Genomic DNA, 21999 nt, shown 5'->3' with positions numbered 1-21999 from the left:
GTCTCAGTTCCTCTTGTCCTGGTCGCGGTCGGCCGCTTGCGCGTGGCCGTCGTGCTCTTCGTCGAAACCTTCGCCGGCGGCCGACAACGGCCGCGCCGGCGTGCGCTTTTGCCCGGCGCCTCCCGGGTTGGTCTCGCGTCCCTCATGGGTGACCGGGCCCTTGCGCACCAGGCGCATCATGTAGCCGATACCGACGCCGAACAGCGAGAAGTACACCACCACGAAGGTCAGCAGGGTCAGGCTCATCTGCGTCACGCTCTGCGCCGAGGAGGCGTCGGCGGTGCGCATCAGCCCGTAGACCACCCAGGGCTGGCGGCCCATCTCAGTGGTGAACCAGCCGGCGAGGATCGCGATCAGGCCGGACGGTCCCATCAGCAGGGTCAGGCGCAGGAAGGCCTTCGAGTTGAACAGCTTGTCCTGGCCGCGCCAGCGCAGCCACAGGCTCCAGACGCCGACCAGGATCATCAGCATGCCGAGGCCGGCCATGATCCGGAACGACCAGAACACCACGGTGGAGTTCGGCCGGTCTTCCGGCGGGAAGTCCTTCAGCGCCGGGATCGGCTCGGTCAGGCTGTGCTTGAGGATCAGGCTGCCGAGCACCGGGATCTCCACCTTGAAGCGGGTTTCCTCGCGCTGCATGTCCGGCCAGCCGAACAGGATCAGCGGGGTCGGCTCGCCGCTGCTGTTGTCCCAGTGGCCTTCCATCGCGGCGATCTTCGCCGGCTGGTGCTCCAGGGTGTTGAGGCCATGGGCGTCGCCGATCAGCGCCTGTACCGGGGCGACGATCAGCGCCATCCACATGGCCATCGAGAGCATCTTGCGGATCGCCGGGTTGTCGCGCCCGCGCAGCAGGTGCCAGGCGGCCGAGGCGCCGACGAAGAAGGCGGTGGCGAGGAACGCGGCGACCGACATGTGCAGCAGGCGGTAGGGGAACGACGGGTTGAAGATCACCGCCACCCAGTCCACCGGGATCACCCGACCGTCGACGATCTCGAAGCCCTGCGGGGTCTGCATCCAGCTGTTGGAAGCGAGGATCCAGAACGTCGAGATCAGCGTGCCGATCGCCACCATCACCGTGGCGAAGAAATGCAGGCCCGGTCCCACGCGGTTCCAGCCGAACAGCATGACGCCGAGGAAACCGGCCTCGAGGAAGAACGCGGTGAGCACCTCGTAGGTCAGCAGCGGACCGGTGATGGACCCGGCGAAGTCGGAGAAATGGCTCCAGTTGGTGCCGAACTGGTACGCCATGACCAGCCCGGACACCACGCCCATGCCGAAGTTGACCGCGAAAATCTTCGACCAGAAATGATAGAGGTCGCGGTAGACCTCTTCGTTCGTTTTCAGCCAGAGGCCTTCCAGTACGGCCAGGTAGCTGGCCAACCCGATGGTGATCGCCGGGAAGATGATGTGGAAGGACACGGTGAACGCGAACTGGATGCGGGCAAGGTCGATAGCCTCCAATCCGAACATGGCAACTCCTCTTCAGGTTCTCGGCCCTTCCGGCTTACGTGCGGATTCGGCCGTGCTTCCTCACGCGCAACGCTACGCAAGGTTTTGGAACACATCCTTCAGCTATCGTTCTTGTCATTGGAAAGCGACCGCAGCCCTGGATGGCAGGAATGCGGGAAGGGTCGCAAGCAGATTCCCGGACCACCCGCCTTGATGCAGAGCAATTCGGTACGAAAATCTTACCCGTTAGCCTAGACCGTCCTGCTGTGGTCGGTTGTCGCGAGACAAATTGCCTCAGCTCTCGCATATTCATTAATAGAATATAAAAATAAACAAATAATATTTTTATGGAATAAAAAGAGTCGCTACTCTCCCCTTCAAGCCGCCCCTCGCGTGTTGGCGCCCCTCCTTCACCGCCCTGCGCGCAGCGGCGGACATCGCCCTACAAGGATCGAAGAATGAAAAAACTGCTCCTGCTGACTGCCCTGGCCTCCGTCATCAGCGTTTCCGCCAGCGCCGCGGAAAAGCTCATCGTCGCCGCCACGCCGATCCCTCACGCGGAAATCCTCGAACTCATCAAGCCGACCCTGGCGAAGGAAGGCGTCGACCTGCAGATCAAGGTGTTCACCGACTACGTGCAGCCCAACGTGCAGGTCGCCGAGAAGCGTCTGGACGCCAACTACTTCCAGACCCTGCCGTACCTGGAGAACTTCAACAAAGGCAAGGGCACCAACCTGGTCACCGTGGTCGGCGTACACGTCGAACCCTTCGGCGGCTATTCGAGGAAATACAAGTCGCTGGCCGAGCTGCCCGACGGCGCCACCGTCGCCATCCCCAACGAAGGCAGCAACAGCGGGCGCGCCCTGCTGCTGTTGCAGAAGGCCGGCCTGCTCAAGCTGAAGGACCCGAACAACGCCCTGGCCACGCCCAAGGACATCGCCGAGAACCCGAAGAACCTGAAGTTCAAGGAACTCGAATCGGCCCTGTTGCCGCGCGTGCTGGACCAGGTCGACCTGGACCTTATCAACACCAACTACGCGCTGGAGGCCAAGCTCAACCCGGCCAAGGACGCGCTGGTCCTGGAAGACCGCGACTCGCCCTATGTGAACTACCTGGTGGCGCGTCCGGACAACAAGGACAGCGACGCCCTGAAGAAGCTTTCCGCCGCGCTGACCAGCCCGGAAGTGAAAGCCTTCATCGAGAAGAAATATGCCGGCGCGGTGGTCCCGGCCTTCTGACCCCAGCCCGTCCCGACTCCCACGCTGGGCGCCGTTGCAGCGCCCCTTGTTCACGCCGGTGTCGCATGGCTTGCACCGGCGTTTCTTTTTCCGCAACGGCCCCCGCCCGCAGCCGTCCCGGTCCGTCGTCGCGGCGCAGGCGCTGGAGGCGCCCCGTGCCGTCAAGGAGTTACCCATGAGCGAGAAACCACGCCCCGCGCCGTTGACCTTCCCCGACGCCGACCGCAGTCCGCTGAGCATCCGCGCCAAGGCCCTGGTGTTCTTCGACCCACGCTCGCACCGGGTCCGCGAAGAACTCGAGCGCCTCGCGCCGCAGGGCCAGCCGGTGCTGATCGAAGGCGAGACCGGCACCGGCAAGGAGCTGCTCGCCCGGCAGATCCACCGCCACAGCGAACGCGCCGGTCTGTTCGTCGCGGTCAGTTGCAGCGCCCTCAGTCGCAACCACGCCGAAGCCGAGCTGTTCGGCTACGCCCCCGGCGCCCACAACGGCCCGGTCGGCAGCCGCGCCGGCTGGTTCGGTTCGGCCAATGGCGGCACCCTGTACCTGGACGAGATCGGCGACCTGCCGCTGACGTTGCAGGCCAGGCTGCTGCAGGCGCTGGAGGAACGCGAGGTGCTGCGGGTCGGCGCGCAGCAGCCGATTCCACATGACGTGCGCCTGGTCACCGCCACCAGCGTCGACCTGGACCAGGCGGTGCGCGCCGGCAAGTTCCTGGCCGGCCTGCAGCAGTACCTGCACGACGGCCGCCTGAGCCTGCCGCCATTGCGCGAACGTCCGGGAGACATCCTGCCGCTGGCGGAATACTTCGTCGGTGTCTATGCCCAGCGCCTGGACCTGCCGGTGCCGGCCATCGGCGTGGAGACCCAGCGGATCCTCGAGAGCTATCCCTGGCCAGGCAACATCCGCGAGCTGGAAAACGTCGTCCACTTCGCCCTGCTGGTCAGCGACAAGGAAGAAATCCTGCCGCAGCATCTGAATTTTGGCGGGGCAACGCCAGACCCATCGCTGGCCGGTCTGCGGCGCCTGCTCGGCCAAGCCGGAGCGCCGTCGCTGGAGCAGGTACAGGCCCTGCTCCTGCAACTGGCCACCGAGCAGGCAGGCGGCGACGAGGAGGCGGGAAGGCGGCGCCTGGGACTGGCGGCGAACTGAAGGAATCCTTCGGCGAACGTGCGGGAAAAGCGCGGCGCCGAAGGCTTCCATACGTCCGAAGGATTGGCTCCCGGGCCCTCGATCGTGTTTATATTGAACGCTTGATCAAATTAAGGACGAGGAGACCAGCCTGTTTTGACTGACGCACAATCGCCCTCCGCCACCCCCTCCACCCCCACGCCCATCCGCATGAATCCCCCGGTGTTCTACGGTGCGGCGATCCTGATCCTGCTGTTCGCAGCAGTGGTCATCGGCTTCCCCCAGCGCGCCGGCGAATGGCTGCTGGCCGCGCAGACCTGGGCCTCGCAGACCGTCGGCTGGTACTACCTGCTGGCGATGACGCTGTACCTGATCTTCGTGGTGGTCACCGCGCTTTCCGGCTACGGCAAGATCAAGCTCGGTGCCGACCACGACGAGCCGGAATTCAGCTATCTGTCCTGGGCCGGCATGCTGTTCGCCGCCGGCATCAGCATCACCCTGTTCTTCTTCTGCGTATCCGAACCGCTGACCCACTTCCTCCAGCCGCCGCAAGGCGAGGCCGGTACCCAGGAAGCCGCGCGGCAGGCCATGGAACTGCTGTTCCTGCACTGGGGCCTGCACGGCTGGGGCGTGTTCGCCCTGGTGGCGATGGCCCTGGCCTACTTCGCCTACCGCCACAACCTGCCACTGGCCCTGCGCTCGGCGCTCTACCCGTTGATCGGCAAGCGCATCAACGGGCCGATCGGCTACACGGTGGACTGCTTCGGCATCATCGCCACGGTGTTCGGCCTCGGCGCCGACATGGGCTTCGGCGTGCTCCAGCTGAACTCCGGGCTGGACTACCTGTACGCCATCCCGCATACCCACCCGGTGCAGATGGCGCTCATCGTGCTGATGATGGGCGCGGCGATCTCGGTGGCGGTCTCCGGGGTCGACAAGGGCATCCGCATCCTCTCCGACATCAACATGCTGCTGGCCTGCAGCCTGCTGCTGTTCGTGCTGTTCGCCGGTCCGACCCAGCACCTGCTCAACACCCTGGTGCAGAACGTCGGCGACTACCTCGGCCACCTGCCGGGCAAGAGCTTCGACCTCTACGCCTACGGCGGTCCCAGCGACTGGCTGGGCTCGTGGACGGTGTTCTACTGGGCCTGGTGGATCGCCTGGGCGCCCTTCGTTGGCCTGTTCATCGCGCGCATCTCGCGCGGCCGGACGATCCGCGAATTCGTCTTCGGCGTGCTGTTCATCCCGCTCGGCTTCACCCTGGCGTGGATGTCGATCTTCGGCAACAGCGCCCTGGAGCAGGCCCTCGGCGGCGCCAGCGAACTCGGCCGGGTGGCCATCGAGCAGCCGTCGATGGCCCTCTACCAGATGCTCCAGAACTACCCCTGGAGCCGCGCGGTGATCACCGTCACTGTGCTGGTCAGCTTCGTCTTCTTCGTCACCTCGGCGGACTCCGGCACCGTGGTCCTCTCCACCCTCTCCGCCCACGGCGGCAGCGCCGACGACGACGGACCGAAGTGGCTGCGGGTGTTCTGGGGCTCGGTCACCGCGCTGGTCACCGGAGGGCTGCTGTTCGCCGGCAGCATCGACGCGCTGAAGTCGGCGGTGGTGCTGACCTCCCTGCCTTTCTCGCTGATCCTGCTATTGATGATGTGGGGCCTGCACAAGGCCTTCTACATGGAGTCGCAGCGCCAGCGGGCGCGGAGCCACTCCCTGGCGCCGCTGATGAGCGGCAACGGCAAGCGCTCCGGCGGCTGGAAGCGACGCCTGTCGCAGGCCGTGCACTTCCCCTCGCGGGACGAGGTGTACCGCTTCATGAACGATGTGGTGCGCCCGGCGATCAGCGAGGTTTCCGAGGTGTTCCGCGAGAAGGGCCTGGCGGTGGACGCCCAGCTCGACCCGGGCAACGCCTCGCTGAGCCTGGAGATCGGTCATGGCGAGCAGCATCGGTTCCTCTACCAGGTGCTGATGCGCGGCTACTTCACGCCGTCCTTCGCGCGTGCCGGCATGGGCGGCCTGCACCTGAAGAATCGCCGCTACTTCCGTGCCGAGGTGCATCTCGCCGAAGGTAGCCAGGACTACGATCTGATGGGCTACACCAAGGAGCAGATCATCAACGACATGCTCGACCAGTACGAGCGGCACCTGCAGTTCCTGCACCTGGTGCGTTGAGCGCAGGAAAAGGGGCGCGCGCAGGGCGCCCCTTCCCTCATCTTCCGTCCCTGACCGCAGGGAATGACGCTAGCGGCAACATCCCCTCCCCGTGCAGCCACGAATCCCTCAGCGCGCCAGCACTCGCCGGTAGAACAGCACGCAGATCGCGACGAATACCACCAGTCCCAGCCATTGGGCGATGCCCGCGAAGCCGGCGCCGGCCAGCGCCAGCGGCGCGTCCTCGCCGGTGGCGCCGATCACCCCGGCGAGCAGGATGCCCATCAGGCTCTCGCCGACGATCAGCCCCGAGGCCAGCAGCACGCCGCGTCGCTTCGGCTCTTCGGCATAGGTCTCTTCGTCGACCCCGGCTGCCGCCGCGCGCTTCTTCAGGGCATTTTCCAGCAGCCAGGAAATCAGCGCGCCGACCACCAGGGTCATGCCGATGGTCGGCGGCAGGTAGATCCCCAGGCCCACCGCCAGCACCGGCAGGCAGGCCTTGCCGGTACGGCGCAGGAGCAGGTCGACGAGGATCAGGGCGATGCCCAGGGCGACGCCGATGAGAATCATGTTCCAGTTCAGCGCGTCGTGGAAAATCCCGCTGGCGATCGCCGTCATCAGGGTCGCCTGCGGCGCGGCCAGGGCCTGGCCGGGGTCCATTCCCTCGCGCGGCAGGGCCCCGGTGAAGCCGTAGGCGCTGTAGAGCAGTTCCAGCACCGGGGGGATCACCAGCGCGCCGACGATGCAGCCGACGATCAGCGCGACCTGCTGGCGCCAGGGCGTGGCGCCGACCAGGTAGCCGGTCTTGAGGTCCTGCAGGTTGTCGTTGGAGATCGCCGCGATGGCCAGCACCACCGAGGTGGTAAACAGCGCCAGGGCGATCGCCAGCTTGCCGTTCTGGCGGTCCAGCAGGCCGCCCTCGATGCTGCCGAAGCCGAGTATCAGCAACGACACCAGGATGACCGCGATGATCCCGATCCCCGAGATCGGACTGCTCGACGAACCGACCAGGCCGGCCATGTAGCCGCAGGCGGCGGCGATCAGGAAGCCGAAGAAGAAGGCGAACACCACGCATACCGCCACCAGGCTCCAGAACTGCGGGCTGGCCATGTCCGGCGCGGCGGCACCGAGGAAGTGGCTGAAGACCACGAACAGCGAGACCAGCAGTATCCCGGCGATCAGCAGGATCCACTTGGCCGGCATGTCCAGCTCGGTGCGCAGGCTGTTCGCCTGGCTATTGCCGCGCACTGCCCCGAGGGAGGCCCAGACGCCCCGCACCATCGGCTTGAACAGGGTCGCCAGGGTCCACAGCGCGGCCACGCCGATGGTGCCGGCGCCGAGGAAGCGCACCTGCGAACTCCACAGTTGGGTGGCTAGGTCCGACAGGCTCTGGCCGTCGGCCGGCACGCTGTTGACGGTCAGCAACGGCACCGCGACGCCCCAGGAGATCACCACGCCGATGAGGATCGCGATGCCGGCGGTGATGCCCATCAGGTAGCCGGCACCGACCAGCGCCAGGGAAAAACCGGTGGAAAGGCGGAACGCCGCCTGCCCGGCACTGAGCCAGACGCTGAAGCCTTCGGCGAGAACCTTGAAGCCGCTGCTCCAGAGGCTGAACAGCGCCGCCACCAGGCCGCCGCCGAGGATGTCGTAGAGCCCCGGCGCGTTACCGGCGGCACGCGGCGCGCGGGCGTCTTCCTCGTCCTCGGCGCCGTCGCTGCCGACCCGGAGGATTTCCGCCGCCGCCACCCCTTCCGGATACGGCAGTTCGCTCTGCACCACCATCACCCGGCGCAGCGGAATGGTATAGAGCACCCCGAGAATGCCGCCGATGGAGCAGATCGCCGCGGTCTGCCAGAACGGGAAGCCACTCCAGTAGCCGATCATCAGCAGGCCGGGAAGGATGAAGATGATCGAGGACAGAGTGCCGGCCGCCGAGGCCTGGGTCTGCACCATGTTGTTCTCGAGGATGTTGGCGCCGGAGAAGTAGCGCAGGACGGCCATCGAGATCACCGCCGCCGGGATCGACGAGGCGAAGGTCAGGCCGACCTTTAGACCGAGGTAGACGTTGGAGGCGGTGAAGACCACGGTGATCAGCGCACCGAGGATCAGGCCACGCAGGGTGAGCTCTGGCAGGGTCAGCTCATCCGGGATGCGTTCTTGCATGGATGAAAACTCTCGAAACAATTGGACCCGCCAAGCTTAGGCGAGAGCGGCACGCCGGGACACGACAGCGAATGTCGCAGAGGCGACCTTTTCGAGAGGAAAAGCTGGCGGAACGGACAGTTGCCGGCGCGGGCCGCCGGAGCAAGCCCGCGCGCGGCGTCGTCAGAAGGGCTTGTCGCCGAGGATGGTGGCGCGATGCATGACCCGCCGCTGTGGCCGGTAATCGTCCACCGCGTAGTGCTGGGTCACGCGGTTGTCCCAGAACGCCACGTCGTTTTCCTGCCAGCGCCAGCGCACGGTGAATTCAGGTCGCGTGGCATGGGCGAAGAGGAACGTCAGCAGCGCATCGCTCTCGGCCGGCTCCAGTTCGTTGATGCGGGTGGTGAAGCCATCGCTGACGAACAGGCCCTTGCGCCCGGTGACCGGATGGGTGCGCACCACCGGATGCGAGCGCGGCGGATTCTTCAGGCGGGCCTCCTCCAGGCGCGCCAGGTCGGCCTCGGTGACGCCGAAGCGCTCGCGGGGGAAGGACTTGCCGATGTCGTGGGTCGCCGTGAGGCCGTCCAGCAGACGCCGCAGCGGCGCCGACAGCGCCTCGTAGGCCGCCGTGCTGCTCGCCCAGAGGGTGTCGCCGCCGTACGGCGGCAATTGCTTGGCGGCGAGCACGGCTCCCAGCGCCGGGGTCTCGAGGAAGGTCACGTCAGTGTGCCAGATGGCATTGTCGCGCACGTCGGTGACCGCGGTGTCGAGGACGATGACCTCCGGCTGCTCCGGCACGCTGGGGTAGATAGGATGGATGTGCAGGTCGCCGAAGCGGGCGGCGAAGCGCGCCTGGCTCCTGGGTTCCAGCGACTGGTCGCGGAAGAACAGCACCTGGTGTTCGAGCAGGGCCTGCTCGATGGCCCGCTGGCCGGTGTCGTCCAGCGGCGCGCCGAGGTCGATGCCGGAAACGATGGCGCCCAGGGCCGGGCTGATGGGTTGGATGGTCAGGCTCATGTCGTGCTACTCGTCGGGCAGGTTGCGGGCGCGCCCTGCGCGCCCTCGCTCCGGCCTTCGCCGCGTGAGTGAAGGCCGGTTCGGAAATGACTCGGGACTCTCGCGCTCAACCCCAGGCGGCGAAGCGCCGCTGGACCCAGCGCAGCCCCAGTTCGAAGGCCAGGGCGATGGCGGCGATCAGCAGGATGCCGACCACCACCACGTCGGTGGCGAGGAATTGCGCGGCGGACTGGACCATGAAGCCGAGGCCTCGGTTGGCCGCGATCAGCTCGGCGGCGACCAGGGTCGACCAGCCGACGCCGAGGGCGATGCGCAGGCCGGTGAGGACCTCCGGCAAGGCACTCGGCAGGATCACGTAGCGCACCACCTGCCAGCGGCTGGCCCCCAGGCAGCGCACCGCCTGCACCCGCGATCGGTCTACGCGACGCACGCCGGCGGCGGTAGCGATCAGCAGCGGCGCGAACAGCGCCAGGTAGATCAGCAGCACCTTGCTCAGCTCGCCGATGCCGAACCAGATGACGATCAACGGCAGGTAGGCCAACGGCGGGATCGGCCGGTAGAACTCCACCAGCGGATCGAGGGCCGCTCCGGCCAAGGGATTGAGGCCCATCAGCACGCCCAGCGGGATCGCCGTCAGCACCGCCGCGCCGAGCGCCAGGAGCACCCGCAGCAGGCTGGTGCCGACGTGTTGCAGCAGGCTGGCATCGAGGTAGCCCTCCTGCCATAGCCGTTGCAGGGCTTCGAAGAGCTGTTCGGGCGCCGGCAGGAACAGCACGTCGACCCAGCCGAAACGGGTCGCCGCCCACCACAGCAGGGCCAGGGCCAGCACGCTGGCACCGGCGGCCCAGCGCCGACGGTCGCCGGGCAGACGGCGCTTGCGCGGGACAGGATTGGCAACGGCGAGTCCGAGGGTATCAGTGGGCATGTTCGGCCTCCGCGACATCGAGGAATTCGTCCAGCAACGCCTGGCGCAAACGGCCGAACTCGGGATCAGCCTTGATCGAACGCACCGTTTCGCCGGCGGCGTAACGCCGCGCGAAGTCCACCGGCAGGCGCTTGACGATGCGCGCCGGCGGGCCGTCCATCACCACCAGGTCGGTAGCCAGGAACAGGGCTTCGTCGACGCTGTGGGTGATCAGGAAGAGGCCCTTGCCGGTCTGCTTCCACAGGTCCAGCAGGAGCACCTGCATGCGCTCGCGGGTCAGCGCGTCGAGCGCGCCGAACGGCTCGTCGAGCAGCAGGAAGTCCGGCTCGACCGCCAGCGCGCGTGCCAGCCCGAGGCGTTGCCGCTGGCCGCCGGAGAGCTGAGCGACGGACTGCTCGGCGTACTCCTGGAGGCCCACCAGTTGCAGGACCTGGCGCGCCCGCGCGGTGCGCTCGGCCTTGCCCAGGCCACGGATGCGCAGGCCCAGGGCGACGTTTTCGAGGGCGTTGAGCCAGGGCATCAGGGCGTCGTCCTGGAACACCACGCCGCGCTCGCCGCCGGGCCCTTCGAGTGTCCGGCCGTCGATCTGCACGCGTCCCTGGTCCGGCTTCTGGAAACCGGCGAGGATGTTCAGCAGTGTCGACTTGCCGCAGCCCGAAGGACCCAGCACCACCAGCGACTCGCCCTTGGCCAGGCCCAGGCTGAGATCGCGGAGGATGGCGCGGCGCTGGCCGCGCTGTTCGAATGAGAGGCTGATCGCCTCGGCCGTCAGACGGCTCATGTGTTCTGCCCTCCGTAGGGTAAGAAAGCCTCCGCTTCGACAGGCCGGAGCGGAGTCGCGGAATTCAGCGCTGGCCGACCTGGACCTGCTCCGCCTGGCGCACGAAGTCGGCGCTGACGTAGGGCGAGTAGTCGCCGAGGACGGCCGGCACGCGCTTCTGTTCCTTGAGGAATTCGGCAGTGCCGGCGATAGCCTTGGCGGTGCCGCCGCCGAGCAGGTCGGCGGACAGTTGCGCCTGGCTTTCCGGGAAGGTCGAGCCGGCCAGCAGTTCGGGGACGTCCCTGGGATCGGCGCCGGTCAGCCGGGCGATCTTCTTCACCGGCTCGGAGTCGGCGGTCCATTCGGCCTTGTGCGCGTTGTAGTCGGCGAAGGAATCGAGGCTGACGCGGGCGAAGCGGGCGACGATTTCAGGATGCTTCTCGGCGAAGTCCTTGCGCGCCACCCACACCTCGAATGTCGGCGCACCCCACTGGCCGACTTCGGCGGCGTCGGTGAGGACCTTGCCGCTTTTCTTGATCTCGCCCAGCGCCGGCGACCAGACGAAGGCCCCGTCGATGTCGCCGCGACGCCAGGCGGCAGCGATCTCGGCCGGGTTGAGGTTGACGATCTTCACCTTGGACGGATCGATCTGCCAGTGCTTGAGGGCGCCGAGCAGGCTGTAGTGGGAGGTTGAAACGAACGGGGTAGCGATGGTCTTGCCGGTCAGGTCCTCGGGTTTCCCGATCCCGCTTCCATTGCGCACCACCAGCGCCTCGGCGGCGTTGATCTGCGCGGAAACGATGAAGGCGACGATCGGCAGCTTCCGCGAGGTCGCCGCTGCCAGCGGGCTGGACCCGATGTTGCCGAGTTGCAGGTCTCCGGAGGCGAGCGCGGCGATCACTTCCGGACCGCTGTTGAAGCGGCGCCAGTCGATCTTCTCGCCGATGGCTTTCTCGTACAGGCCATCGGCCTGGGGCACCTTGGTCGGGTCGATGCCGGTCTGGTAGCCGACCGTGATGTCGGCGGCCTGGGCGGCGACGGAAAGGCTGGCAAAGGCCAGGGCTGCCACCAGGCGGTGCAGGGAATTCGGGCGTTTCATCGGGCGAACCTCGGAGGCAACGGTGCCGCGCTCCGGAGGAGAACGGACCAGGGACGGGCAATGGGTGGCGACAGCGAGTCCGGTGGTCCGGTGCGATGCAGATTACAGATATAAAAAAAGCGATATAAATAATATTTTGGAATTAGTTTATGAGCGCGAATGCGCACCCGGATGCCCTTCCGCCCTTGCTCCATGCCCCCGTCCCTACAGGGCCGCGCCCAGCACACGGGCTTCCAGGGCCTGTCGGCGCAGGCAGGCGAGCAGCCCGGCGCGGGCCACCGCCTCCGCCTCGCTCGCCAGCAGCGACGCCGCCGCGCTTTCGCGGAATGTCAGCGCGCCGCCGCGGGCGAATGCCGTCTGGAAGGACTCCGCCGCCAGTTCGACAAGACGCAGCGCGAGGGCGAGGAGACGCGGCGCCTCTCCCTGCCCCGCCACGTCGCCCGGCACCCGCGCAGCCTGGCCCAGGTCGAGGTTGGCCTGGGCCAATCGGGTCAAGCCTTCGCGCAGTTGCCCGCACGGGGTCGGCGGCAGGCCGGGCGGCACCAGGATGTCCTCGGGATGCAGCCGCAGCCGCTGGCAATGCAGCCGCTGCCCGGCGGGCAGGAACAGCCCCGAGCCATCGGCGAGGCCGGAGATGTCGATGCCTGCCCGCCCCGTTTCGGCGACAGCGATCAGGTGAGCGCGGGAGGGCGCGTGCCAGGCTGAGATCAGCAAGCGATCCACGTCTTCCACGGCGAAGCAATCGCTACCCCGTCCACCCACCAGGAAACCGCCCCGCCAGTGCTCCTGCGCTTCGGGCTGGGCGCGCCGCAGATCGACCGCCTCGCTCCACAGCCAGCGGCGCTCGACGCTGGCCGGCAACAGGCGGCACTGCTGTTCAGGACTACCCAGCAGGCGAATCGAAGCGATCTGCAGATGATGCAGGGCCAGGCGCCGTGCCAGCTCGAGTTCCTGCTCGGCCAGGTGGCGGACGCCAGCGAAGATTTCCCCCCAGCCCCGCTCCATGCCGGCGAACACGCGCGGCACTGCCAGCGCCAGCAGTCCACTGTCGCGCAGGCTTGCCGCCCAACCGGCCATGGGTCGCGGTGTCCTGGGGTCGGGCGAGTGGAGCCGGGCTTCGCTCATGCGGCACCTCGAACGGGGAGCGAGGGCCAGGCGTTGGCGCGAGGTAAGCAGGCTCCGGTGATGGAAAGGGACGGGATGTCCTGCTTATAACCCTAATGGATGAAACCCTAACTCATAAATAACCAATAATCCTTAACTAAGAACCGGAGGCATGCGCCCCTGGCAGAACCATGAGGATGCGTCGGGCAACCGACGCCGGCATCATTCCGGACAGCCGCGAAAACCTCTGTAACGGCTCTGTCATGCGCGTCGTGCGAGGAAACAAATAAGCGGAGAAAAGGGAACCTTATTCGCGCCAAGCTGTTTAAAATCACGCCCGTTTCTGTGCGAGGCCCCTCGCGCAGTCTTTTACCAAGGAGCTACACCACCATGGCACTGACCAAAGACCAACTGATCCAGGACATCGCCGAAGCCATCGACGCGCAGAAGACCACCGTTCGCAGCGCGCTCGACCAGCTCGCCGAGATCGTCAAGGACGCCCTGGAGAACGATGGCGAAATCACCCTGCCGGGTATCGGCAAGCTGAAGGTCTCCGAGCGTCCCGCGCGCACCGGCCGCAACCCGCAGACCGGCAAGGCGATCGAGATCGCTGCCAAGCGTGTAGCCAAGTTCGTTCCGGCCAAGGCGCTGACCGACGCGATCAACGGCTGATAACGGCCGCCGCATCCCGCACGGATGCGCAGGAAAAAAGCGCAGGAGCCTGGCCTCCTGCGCTTTTTTCGTTTTCGGGGAGCCGCTGGCGCTGCCGCCCTCGAGGTTTTCCGCCGGATATTCCTACGGCGTTTGCAGTTGCTCGAGCAACGCATGGCAATCGGCAGCGTGCCAGTCGGCCAGCTCCGGCCAGGGGTTTTCCGGCAGGTTGACCAGCACCGTGCGACTACCCGCGGCGCGTCCGCAGTCGAGGTCGAAACGGTAGTCGCCGACCATCACCAGCTCCGCCGGCGTCACGTTCCAGCGTCGGGCGATGCGCAGCAAGCCATCAGGGTCCGGCTTGGGCCGCGCCTCGCCGCGCCCGAGGATGTGCTCGGTGGGGAAGCAGCCGCCCAGGCCGATCGCTTCGAGGGTGATCAGCGCCAACTGGTGGTCGTTGCGGGTCAGGATGCCCAGGCGCACGCCGCGCCGCTGCAACTCGCGCACCAGTTCCAGTGCGCCCGGCGCCGGCCGCGCGGCCTCGGCCAGGGCGCGCTCGTGTTCGAGCAGCCAGGCGTGCTTGGCCGCCGCCTCGGCCTCGGGCAGGGCGGCGAGGTGCAGCAGGATGTCGTCCTGCTCGGGGATGTCCAGCGCTCGGCGGATCGCCGGGAAGTCGTGCACGGCCCGGGTCAGGGTGCCGTCCATGTCGAACACCCAGTGGCGGATGTCGGCCAGCCTCACGCCCAGTCCTCACGCTTGCGGATCAGGCCTTCCTGGCTCGACGAGGCGACCAGCTGGCCGCTCTGGTTGAAGATGCTGCCGCGCACGAAACCGCGTGCGTTGCCGGCCCAGGGGCTGTCGATGGCGTAGAGCAGCCACTCGTCCGCGCGCAGGTCGCGGTGGAACCACAGGGCGTGGTCGAGGCTGGCGACCTGCATGGTCTTCTGCCACACCGAAACGGCATGGGGCTGCATCGAGGTGGTAAGGAAGCCGAAGTCCGAGGCGTAAGCCAGCAGGTACTTGTGCAGCGCCGGGACGTCCGGCAGCTTGCCGTCGGCACGGAACCAGAGGTACTTCACCGGTTCGTCGGGCTGCGGGTCGTAGGGGTCGTGCTGGGTGACCGGACGAATCTCGATGGGCTTCGGATACAGCAGCTTGTCGCGGATGCGCTCGGGAATCCGCTCGGCGCGCTGGCGGGTCAGCTCCAGCTCCGAAGGCAGGTTATCCGGGCCGACCACCTCGGGCATCTCGATCTGGTGGTGGAAGCCTTCCTCGTCGTACTGGAAGGAGCTGCTCAGGGTGAAGATCGGCTGGCCTTTCTGGATCGCGGTGACCCGGCGGGTGCTGAAGCTGCCGCCGTCGCGCACCCGGTCCACCTGGTAGACCACCGGCATGCTGGCGTCACCGGGACGCAGGAAGTAGCCGTGCATGGAGTGTACGTGGCGATCGTCCTCCACCGTCTGGCTGGCCGCCGACAGTGCCTGGCCCAGGACCTGGCCGCCATAGAGCTGGCGGAAGCCGAGATCCTGGCTCATGCCCCGGAACAGGTTCTCCTCGATGGGTTCCAGGCTCAGCAAAGCCACCAGGTTGTCCAGTATCTGGGTCATGGGGTGTTTCCTCGAATTCGGGCTGTCGACGGGCTAGTCGCGGCGCAAGGCCGGGTACGCGGGCATGTTGCAAAGACGAGTGTCCCACACCGCGCGGCCGAGGGTGAAATGGTAGAGACTGGCCATGGACTCATCCGTTAGTCCAAGCAGCTCATGCACCAGGGGGTCGTAGTAGCAGCCGATACCCGTCCCAGACAGCCCAGCGGCCTCCGCCTCGAGGTAGAGCAACTGGCCGAGCTGCCCGCATTCCCAGTACAGCCGCGGATAGCACCAGGGGCCTTCTTCGAGCGCCGCGCCGAGATGTGCGAGCATGGCGAGCGGACGCAGCCGTCGCCGGCGATGTCCTGCTGGCAGGAGAGATACGCCGACAGCGCGCGCGCATCGCCTTCCTGCAACAGGTACAGCGGCAACTCCGGATCGACGCGCTGCCAGAGGAAGTCCTCGCGCATCGGCGGCCGCCGCAGGCCGCTGCGATCCAGCCAGTACAACCCCGGCACCAGGCCCCGGACGCGATGGACGAACAGCAGTAGATCGACCCGCGCGGCCTCACCGGTGACCGCGAAAGGCACCGGCGAGCGCTCCGGCAGCAGCCTGCGCAGCCAGGCCCGCAGCAGTTCGACATCGATGCCGGCGCGCCCGTCCATGCGCTGCGCGCTACGCCGCCGATGCAGCAGCGGTCGCAGCGGCAGGCCGGGGTTGTCGTTGCCGGGCACGCCCGGTGCGACCCTCCACGGGCGTGCCGGCAGGCGCGGCGCCCGGCATAGCCCATGTATCCGCTGCAACTCCGGCCAGTCCCGGTACTCCCGCGACAGCCGGTTCGGTGCGCCGGCCAATGGCAGGGCCGCCAGCCCTTCGCACAGGCGCGGCGAAAGGGAAGGCTCCTGCGTGAGCGCCGGCCCGATCCAGAACAGTGCGTCGACGCTCTCGCACTCGGCGAAGCCGTCCCGGTCAAGGCCGAACAGGCCGTCCAGTGCGCTTTCGGCGACGCCGCGCAGCAGGCGCATCTCCCAGCCCTGGATCGCCGCGGCGATCGAGAGGCAGGCCAGCGCGTGGCCGAGGTCATGCTGGCAGTAGCGATAGGCTCGCTCACCGTATTTCCAGGCCTCGCGCCAGGGCACGCTGGTCAATGCCAGGAGGCAGCCGCCGGCCGGCAAGCAGTCATCCAGCAGCGAAGCCAGCGGCGCCGGCAGTTCGCCGCGCACCTCCAGGGCATGTTTGTCGGGACGGTAGTGGGCGAGCAGTGGCGCCGGCTCCAGGGTACCGCCGGGAAGCAGCAGGTAGGCTTCGGTGGGATGCAGGTTGCCGCTCGACGGATTGACCCGTAGCGCCCAGCGAGTGCCGCCGGCCTCCTTCCAGGCCGACAGCGCCAATCCGTCGTAGAGCATCTGCGAGAGGCTGCGGCGATCGAGCCGGGAGGGCGCGGCCGCCGGCCCGGAAAACACCCCGTCGTAGGGTGGCGACTCCTCCAGCGGCCGATGCAGCAGTTCGACTTGCCGGCAGCCCCGGTACTGGCGGAACGGCGCCGGCTGGGTCGCCCAGTCCAGTCCGCCGGGACCGGGAGCGTAGCGCTCCGGGCGATGCATGCTGAGGCGATGGTAGGAGAGCACCTCGCCGCCGCCGTCGCCCATGTTCACCGCTCCGCCCAGCGGGCCGCGTCGACGCGATAGAGGATATGCCGGCGCATCGGGTGATCCGCTGCCAGGAGTGGGTGGTCGAAATCCTCGGCCGGATCGCGACGCATGCCCAGGCGCTCCATCAAGCCCCAGGAGCGGCGGTTGGGCGGCGTGGTGAAGGCCACCACCTCGGGCAGGCGCAGCCGCTCGAAGGCGAAGTCCAAGGCGGTTTCCGCCGCTTCGCGGGCGAATCCACGGCCCCAGTAGGCGGGCGCCAGGCGCCAGCCGATCTCCACGGTCGGGGCGAAGTGCACGTCCATGGTCACGTCGAACAGGCCGGTGAATCCGATGAACGCCGCCTCGCCCGGTAGCTCCAGGGCCCAGGGCCCGTAGCCACGCTCGGCAAAATGCGCCTGGACGCGATCGACCAAGGCGTCGCTCTGCGCGCGGTCGAGCACACTGGGGAAGAACTCCATTACCTGCGGATCGGCGCACATCTCGGCGAACGCCTCGCGGTCGCTGTCGCGCCAGGCGCGCAGCAGCAGGCGCGGGCCATGCAGTTCGGAAATGGCGGAAGGGGGAAGGTTCGCGTTCATGGGAGGCCTTTTCGGAAACGGCCGACTCATCTGCGAAGCCAGTCCTCGCGCGTCAACCGGTACAGCACATGATGCCGCAAGCGGTGGCCGGGAGGCAGGTCGGGATGCTCGAAGTCGTCGGTGGGATCGCGATGCATCCCCAGGCGCTCCATCAGTCCCAGGGAGTTCTCGTTGGCCGGTACGGTGAAAGCCACCACCTGGTCCAGGCCAAGGGTATCGAAGGCGTAGCTCAGCGCCGCCTCGGCCGCCTCGTGGGCGAAGCCCTCCGCCCAATGCTCGGCGGCGAGACGCCAGCCGATGGCCACCGCGGGTACGAAGGGCGCATCGAAGTCCACGACCTCCAGCCCCACGTAGCCGATGAAAGGATCGCCGCCCTTGACCTGCAGCGCCCACCAGCCAAAACCGTGCTCGGCGAAGTGCGCGTCGATGCGGCGCAGCAACGCGTCGCTCTGGGCGCGATCCAGGCAGGACGGAAAGAACTCCATCACCCGCGGGTCGGCATTCAGCTCGGCGAACCTGGCTCGGTCCTGCACCAGCCAGGGCCGCAGGATCAGACGGTGGGTATACAGCCGTGGCGAGCGCAGATGCTCGATGCTCAGGCTGGTCAGGTCGGCCATCGCTTGGTTCCTTTCGTTCAACGCACTCCAGAAGGACTATCTGACCGCAGGAATCGGCTGGGGTGCCCGCGAGGGCGGTATTCCGATCTTTGGTCAGGCTTCGCGGAAAAGGCTACCCAACCGGAGTGTAGTCTTTTCCGCGCCTGGACATGCCCGATCCTCGGGCAAAGCGATGACGATTGGTTTACCGCCCGGGCAACGGGCGCAAGCCACGTCAATCCGTGCACTCTTCCACCAGACTCTCGTCCAGGGCGAGGATCGCCAGTTTCACCCCAACGGCGCACTCCTCCACCCAGGCGAACGAGGCGTTCGGGCTGAGGCAGGCATCCTCGAGGCGCCGGCAGCTTTCCACCAGTTGCTCGCCACGCACCACCCTCGCCGCGCCCTTGATCCGATGCGCCAGCTCGGCCAGTTCGCCGGTCTCCTGGCGTTGCACCAGTCCCTCGAGGGTCTCCAGGTCCTTGCGGTTGCTGGTCAGCAGTTCATCGAGTAGCCGCCTGAGCATCGTCGGCTCGCCGCCGGTCAGCGCATGCAGGGAATCCAGGTCGTAGAGACGGGGGGCCGACGGTATCGCGACGGGTTCGGCGTCGATGGTGACGGGCAGGTCGTCGTCGGCGAAGCCCAGGGCCAGAAGACGCTCCTCGAGAACATCGAGGCCGATGGGCTTGATCAGGCACTCGTTCATTCCAGCCTGGATGCAGCGCTCGATCTCCTCCGGCTGGGCGTCCGCGGTGAGGCCGATGATGACCACCGGTTCCTCGCCATTCTCGCGCTCCTCCTGGCGGATCGAGCGGGCGAGGTCGGAGCCGCTCATCAGCGGCATGTGACAGTCGGTGATGACCATGTCGAACGGTTGCCCATGCCACAGGTTGAGAGCGCTCAGGCCGTTTTCCGCCTCCTCTACGTCGTGGCCGAGGAAGCTCAGCTGTTGATGGAGGATCTGCCGGTTGACCGCATGATCGTCCACCACCAGGACCTGCAACCGCCGCGCCTGGCGATTGCCGAGCGGGATCGCCCGCACGCTCTCGACGATCGGTTCCAGCACTTGCAGGCGCAGCTCGACGTCGATCCGCGTCCCCTGCCCCAGCTCGCTGCTCATCACCAGGCGCCCTCCCATCATTTCGCACAGCGAGCGCGAGATCACCAGGCCGAGCCCGGTGCCCTCGGTGTTCTGCAGGTTGCGGTTGACCTGGGCGAAAGGCCGGAACAACTGTTGCTGGTCGCCCAGGGAAATACCGATGCCGGTGTCTTCCACACAGAGATTGACCTGCAACAGCGACGGCTCCACCTGGCGGCCATCGATGCGGATGCGGATCGAGCCCTCGTCGGTGAACTTGATCGCGTTGCTGACCAGGTTGGAGAGGATCTGCTTGAAGCGCATGGCATCCAGCAGTACGTCGCCGTTGATGCTCGAATCGATCTCCAGCACCAGGCTCAGGCGCTTTTGCCGGGCCAGGCCTTCGAATACCCGTGCCACCGATTCCACCAGCTCGCGCAGGTTGGCCCGTTTCGGCGACAGGCTGAGGCGACCTGACTCGATGCGGGCGATGTCGAGAATATCGCCGATCAGCTCCAGCAGGCTCTTCGCCGAGGCATAGGCGATCTCGATGCTGGAACGGTCCACCCGACCGGTCTCGGCACGCTTGAGCGCCAGTTCGAGGATGCCGATCACCGCATTCATCGGCGTGCGTATCTCGTGGCTCATGGTCGCCAGGAAGGTGGTCTTGGCCCGGCTCGCTTCGTCGGCCAGGTTCTTCGCCTCTTCCAGCTCATCGATCAACTGGCGGTGCTCGGTGATGTCCAGCCAGCCACAGATGACACCGCGGATGGTCCCGCTGGAATCGCGGAACGGCTGGATCCAGTGGTCGATCCAGCGCTCCCGGCCGCCCAGCGCCACCGGGTAGACCGCCTCGATGATCCTGCCCTCGCGCATGGCCATCAGGTAGCTGCGATGGAACTCCGGAGCGGTCTCGAAGTTTTCCATGGGCAGCTCGAGCACGGTGCGGTTCATCACCTCATCGGAACTCAGGCCGACGCTCTGCAAGTAGCTGCGGTTGCAAGACAGCATCCGTCCGTTGACATCGCGCACATACAGCGGCGGGGGCATGCAGTCGGTCAGGGCCTCGACGAACCGCAACTGGTCGCTGAGCGCCTGTTCGACCCGCGCGCGCGCCCTGATCTGCCGGCGCTGATAAGTGACCCAGCCCAGGCAGAACAGCAGCAAGGCCGCTGCGATCGCCAGGATCTCGGTGATCACCAGGATGTAGTCGACCCAGGTCTGGCCGCTCATTCCCGGCGGCGAGCGCCAGCGATTGACGATATCGCTCAGGTCGTCTGGCGAGATGCTCAGCAAGGCCTTGTCGAGAATCGACTGGAGTTCGGCGTCGCCTCGGCGAACGGCGAAGTGGGCGGTGGCCGCACCGATGGGAACCAGGTCGGCGATCGCCAGCCTCTCGCGGAACAACCGGACGATGTAGTAGCGAGCGGTGACCAGCGGCACCACCGCCGCATCGGCCCGTCCTTCGTAGACCAGGTTCATGGCATCCAGCGCGACGCCGACCTCCACCATCGTGGCCTGCGGATAGCGCTCGCGCACCTGTTGCATGCCCACATGGCCGGCGGGAATCGCTATGCGCTTGCCGTCGAGGCTTCCGGGGCTCTCCGCGCGTCCCTTGTCGTCCGCCCGGGTGACGAGGACGTACGAGGTGGACAGGAACGAGCGGGTGAAACGCAGCATTTCCTCGCGCTTGCTGCTGCGGCTCATGATCGCCAGGTCCGCCTCCTTCCTGGCCAATACGCCGATCTGCTCGGGGAAGCCGCCACTGCGAGGCGTGACCTGGAAATGCAGGCCGGTGCGGCGGGAAATCATGTCCAGCAGGTCGGAGGCGATGCCCGAGAAGGTCTCGTCGGAATTGAAGAAGGCCAGCGGCGCCAGGTCGTCGTTGATGACCAACCGCACCACCGGGTGGCGAGCGATCCAGCGACTCTCCTGCGGCGTCAGCGCGATACGCTGGCCCGTTGGCAGGGAACCGCTGCCGACCCAGCGCCTGGCGATGCTTTCGAGACGGTCCTGGTTGATCGCACCGATCGCCGAGTTGACGACGCGCAACAGGTTCGTGTCGCCGCGACGAAGGAGGAAGCCGTAGCCCCCTTCCAGGCGAGCATCGGCAAACCGCTCGAACCTCACGTAGCCGTAATAGGATCGATTGATCCGGTGGTAGGCGCTGAGCACATCGTCGAGATACAGGTCGGTATGTCCGAAAGCTACCGCGGCAACGGCCTCGTCATGGCTGCCGAAGACCACGAAACGCGCCCGCGGGAAACGCTGGCGCAATTCCCCGACATGCTCCCGGGCCACCGCCACGCTGAGTCCGGCGAGATCCTCCGGCGAGTTGCGCTTTTCCCCCATCCGCTTGAACACCGCCAATCGATCACGGGCATAGGGTTGGCTGAGCACCAGGGAGGAATCGCCCGCCGAGCTGTAATGGCTGCCAAGCAGGTCGATCTTTCCGGCAGCGAGCGCCGCCACGGCATCCGCATGGGTATCGAAGCTCACGACCTTGATGCGCATGCCGAGCAACTGCCCGACCAGCGTGGCGACGTCCGCCGTTATGCCTTCGTAGTTCTCGTCGTCGAGCCGGACGTTGAAGGGCGAGGTCTCGTCCAGCGCCGCGCCGAGCCTCAGGTGACCCTTGTGGCGCAGCCAGGCCCAGTCGTCCTCGGCGATCGCCATGTCCTCGTGCTCGATGCGCAACTGGCTGAACAGCGTCAGGGACGGATGCGCTTCGATGGCGAACAGGCGTCCGCCCGACAGCAGCAGGCAGAAGAACAGCAGGAATAGTTTTGATCGCATGAAAGGTCTGTGCGGCAGGGCCGGCAGTTGTATGGAAAGGAAACG

At 66.8% G+C, this 21999-nt stretch carries 16 protein-coding genes and 1 pseudogene; 4 read left to right on the top strand and 13 right to left on the bottom strand.

Annotation, left to right across the window (positions count from 1 at the left end):
* Positions 1-3 precede the first annotated feature (3 nt).
* Complete coding sequence (gene cioA, locus VQ067_RS05290; protein ID WP_003093054.1) at positions 4-1470, bottom strand: cyanide-insensitive cytochrome bd quinol oxidase subunit I; 1467 nt, start codon at positions 1468-1470, stop codon at positions 4-6.
* A 437-nt stretch (positions 1471-1907) separates the two neighbouring features.
* Between cioA and VQ067_RS05285 the strand changes: the two genes are divergently transcribed.
* From VQ067_RS05285 to betT, 3 genes are all read left to right on the top strand, one after another.
* Positions 1908-2687: a MetQ/NlpA family ABC transporter substrate-binding protein gene (locus tag VQ067_RS05285; protein ID WP_003093057.1), complete on the top strand. Its 780-nt coding sequence runs from the start codon at positions 1908-1910 to the stop codon at positions 2685-2687.
* Positions 2688-2862: 175 nt separating this feature from the next.
* The gene (locus VQ067_RS05280; RefSeq protein ID WP_010793402.1) at positions 2863-3837 is read left to right on the top strand and encodes a sigma 54-interacting transcriptional regulator; all 975 of its coding nucleotides are present in this window, start codon (positions 2863-2865) and stop codon (positions 3835-3837) included.
* A 189-nt stretch (positions 3838-4026) separates the two neighbouring features.
* On the top strand, positions 4027-5988 hold the full coding sequence (betT, locus tag VQ067_RS05275) for a choline BCCT transporter BetT (RefSeq protein ID WP_003119234.1): 1962 nt from the start codon (positions 4027-4029) through the stop codon (positions 5986-5988).
* Between the two features lie 108 nt (positions 5989-6096).
* Here betT and VQ067_RS05270 read toward each other — a convergent pair whose 3' ends face one another.
* The 6 genes from VQ067_RS05270 to VQ067_RS05245 form a co-directional block, all read right to left on the bottom strand.
* The gene (locus VQ067_RS05270; RefSeq protein ID WP_003132610.1) at positions 6097-8133 is read right to left on the bottom strand and encodes an OPT family oligopeptide transporter; all 2037 of its coding nucleotides are present in this window, start codon (positions 8131-8133) and stop codon (positions 6097-6099) included.
* Positions 8134-8295: 162 nt separating this feature from the next.
* Positions 8296-9129 (bottom strand): taurine dioxygenase, encoded by an 834-nt coding sequence (gene tauD / locus VQ067_RS05265; protein WP_023100829.1) that lies wholly within the window; start codon positions 9127-9129, stop codon positions 8296-8298.
* A gap of 106 nt (positions 9130-9235) precedes the next feature.
* Positions 9236-10054, bottom strand: a complete 819-nt coding sequence (locus VQ067_RS05260; protein WP_003114312.1) for an ABC transporter permease subunit — start codon at positions 10052-10054, stop codon at positions 9236-9238.
* Positions 10044-10835 (bottom strand): taurine ABC transporter ATP-binding protein, encoded by a 792-nt coding sequence (locus tag VQ067_RS05255; RefSeq protein WP_015649523.1) that lies wholly within the window; start codon positions 10833-10835, stop codon positions 10044-10046. Before VQ067_RS05255 ends, VQ067_RS05260 begins: the two co-directional genes overlap by 11 nt.
* A 64-nt stretch (positions 10836-10899) precedes the next feature.
* A complete protein-coding gene (gene tauA / locus VQ067_RS05250; protein WP_033991258.1) occupies positions 10900-11913 on the bottom strand; it encodes a taurine ABC transporter substrate-binding protein in 1014 nt (337 codons plus the stop codon).
* Positions 11914-12117: 204 nt separating this feature from the next.
* Positions 12118-13038: an acyl-CoA dehydrogenase gene (locus tag VQ067_RS05245; RefSeq protein ID WP_074241126.1), complete on the bottom strand. Its 921-nt coding sequence runs from the start codon at positions 13036-13038 to the stop codon at positions 12118-12120.
* Positions 13039-13362: 324 nt separating this feature from the next.
* Here VQ067_RS05245 and VQ067_RS05240 point away from each other — a divergent pair, with 324 nt between their 5' ends.
* Positions 13363-13689, top strand: coding sequence for an HU family DNA-binding protein (locus VQ067_RS05240; protein ID WP_223198316.1), 327 nt, complete (start codon positions 13363-13365; stop codon positions 13687-13689).
* 123 nt (positions 13690-13812) lie between these two features.
* Here the strand turns inward: VQ067_RS05240 and VQ067_RS05235 are convergent, their stop codons facing one another.
* From VQ067_RS05235 to VQ067_RS05210, 6 genes and pseudogenes are all read right to left on the bottom strand, one after another.
* Positions 13813-14409, bottom strand: a complete 597-nt coding sequence (locus VQ067_RS05235; RefSeq protein ID WP_003107576.1) for an HAD family hydrolase — start codon at positions 14407-14409, stop codon at positions 13813-13815.
* Positions 14406-15275 carry an acyl-CoA thioesterase II gene (gene tesB / locus VQ067_RS05230; RefSeq protein WP_003093084.1) on the bottom strand — a complete coding sequence of 290 codons (870 nt, stop codon included), beginning with the start codon at positions 15273-15275 and terminating at the stop codon, positions 14406-14408. Before tesB ends, VQ067_RS05235 begins: the two co-directional genes overlap by 4 nt.
* A 33-nt stretch (positions 15276-15308) precedes the next feature.
* Positions 15309-16903, bottom strand: a pseudogene (locus tag VQ067_RS05225) (SagB/ThcOx family dehydrogenase).
* A gap of 2 nt (positions 16904-16905) precedes the next feature.
* The gene (locus VQ067_RS05220) at positions 16906-17484 is read right to left on the bottom strand and encodes a GNAT family N-acetyltransferase (protein WP_003110395.1); all 579 of its coding nucleotides are present in this window, start codon (positions 17482-17484) and stop codon (positions 16906-16908) included.
* Between the two features lie 26 nt (positions 17485-17510).
* A complete protein-coding gene (locus VQ067_RS05215; protein WP_003110394.1) occupies positions 17511-18101 on the bottom strand; it encodes a GNAT family N-acetyltransferase in 591 nt (196 codons plus the stop codon).
* A 214-nt stretch (positions 18102-18315) separates the two neighbouring features.
* A complete protein-coding gene (locus VQ067_RS05210; protein WP_060853376.1) occupies positions 18316-21954 on the bottom strand; it encodes a transporter substrate-binding domain-containing protein in 3639 nt (1212 codons plus the stop codon).
* Positions 21955-21999: the final 45 nt, after the last annotated feature.

It is taken from the genome of Pseudomonas sp. KBN12P06040, from assembly GCF_037574965.1.
Classification (GTDB): Bacteria; Pseudomonadota; Gammaproteobacteria; order Pseudomonadales; family Pseudomonadaceae; genus Pseudomonas; species Pseudomonas aeruginosa.
This window is presented reverse-complemented; position numbering and strand designations above follow the sequence as displayed.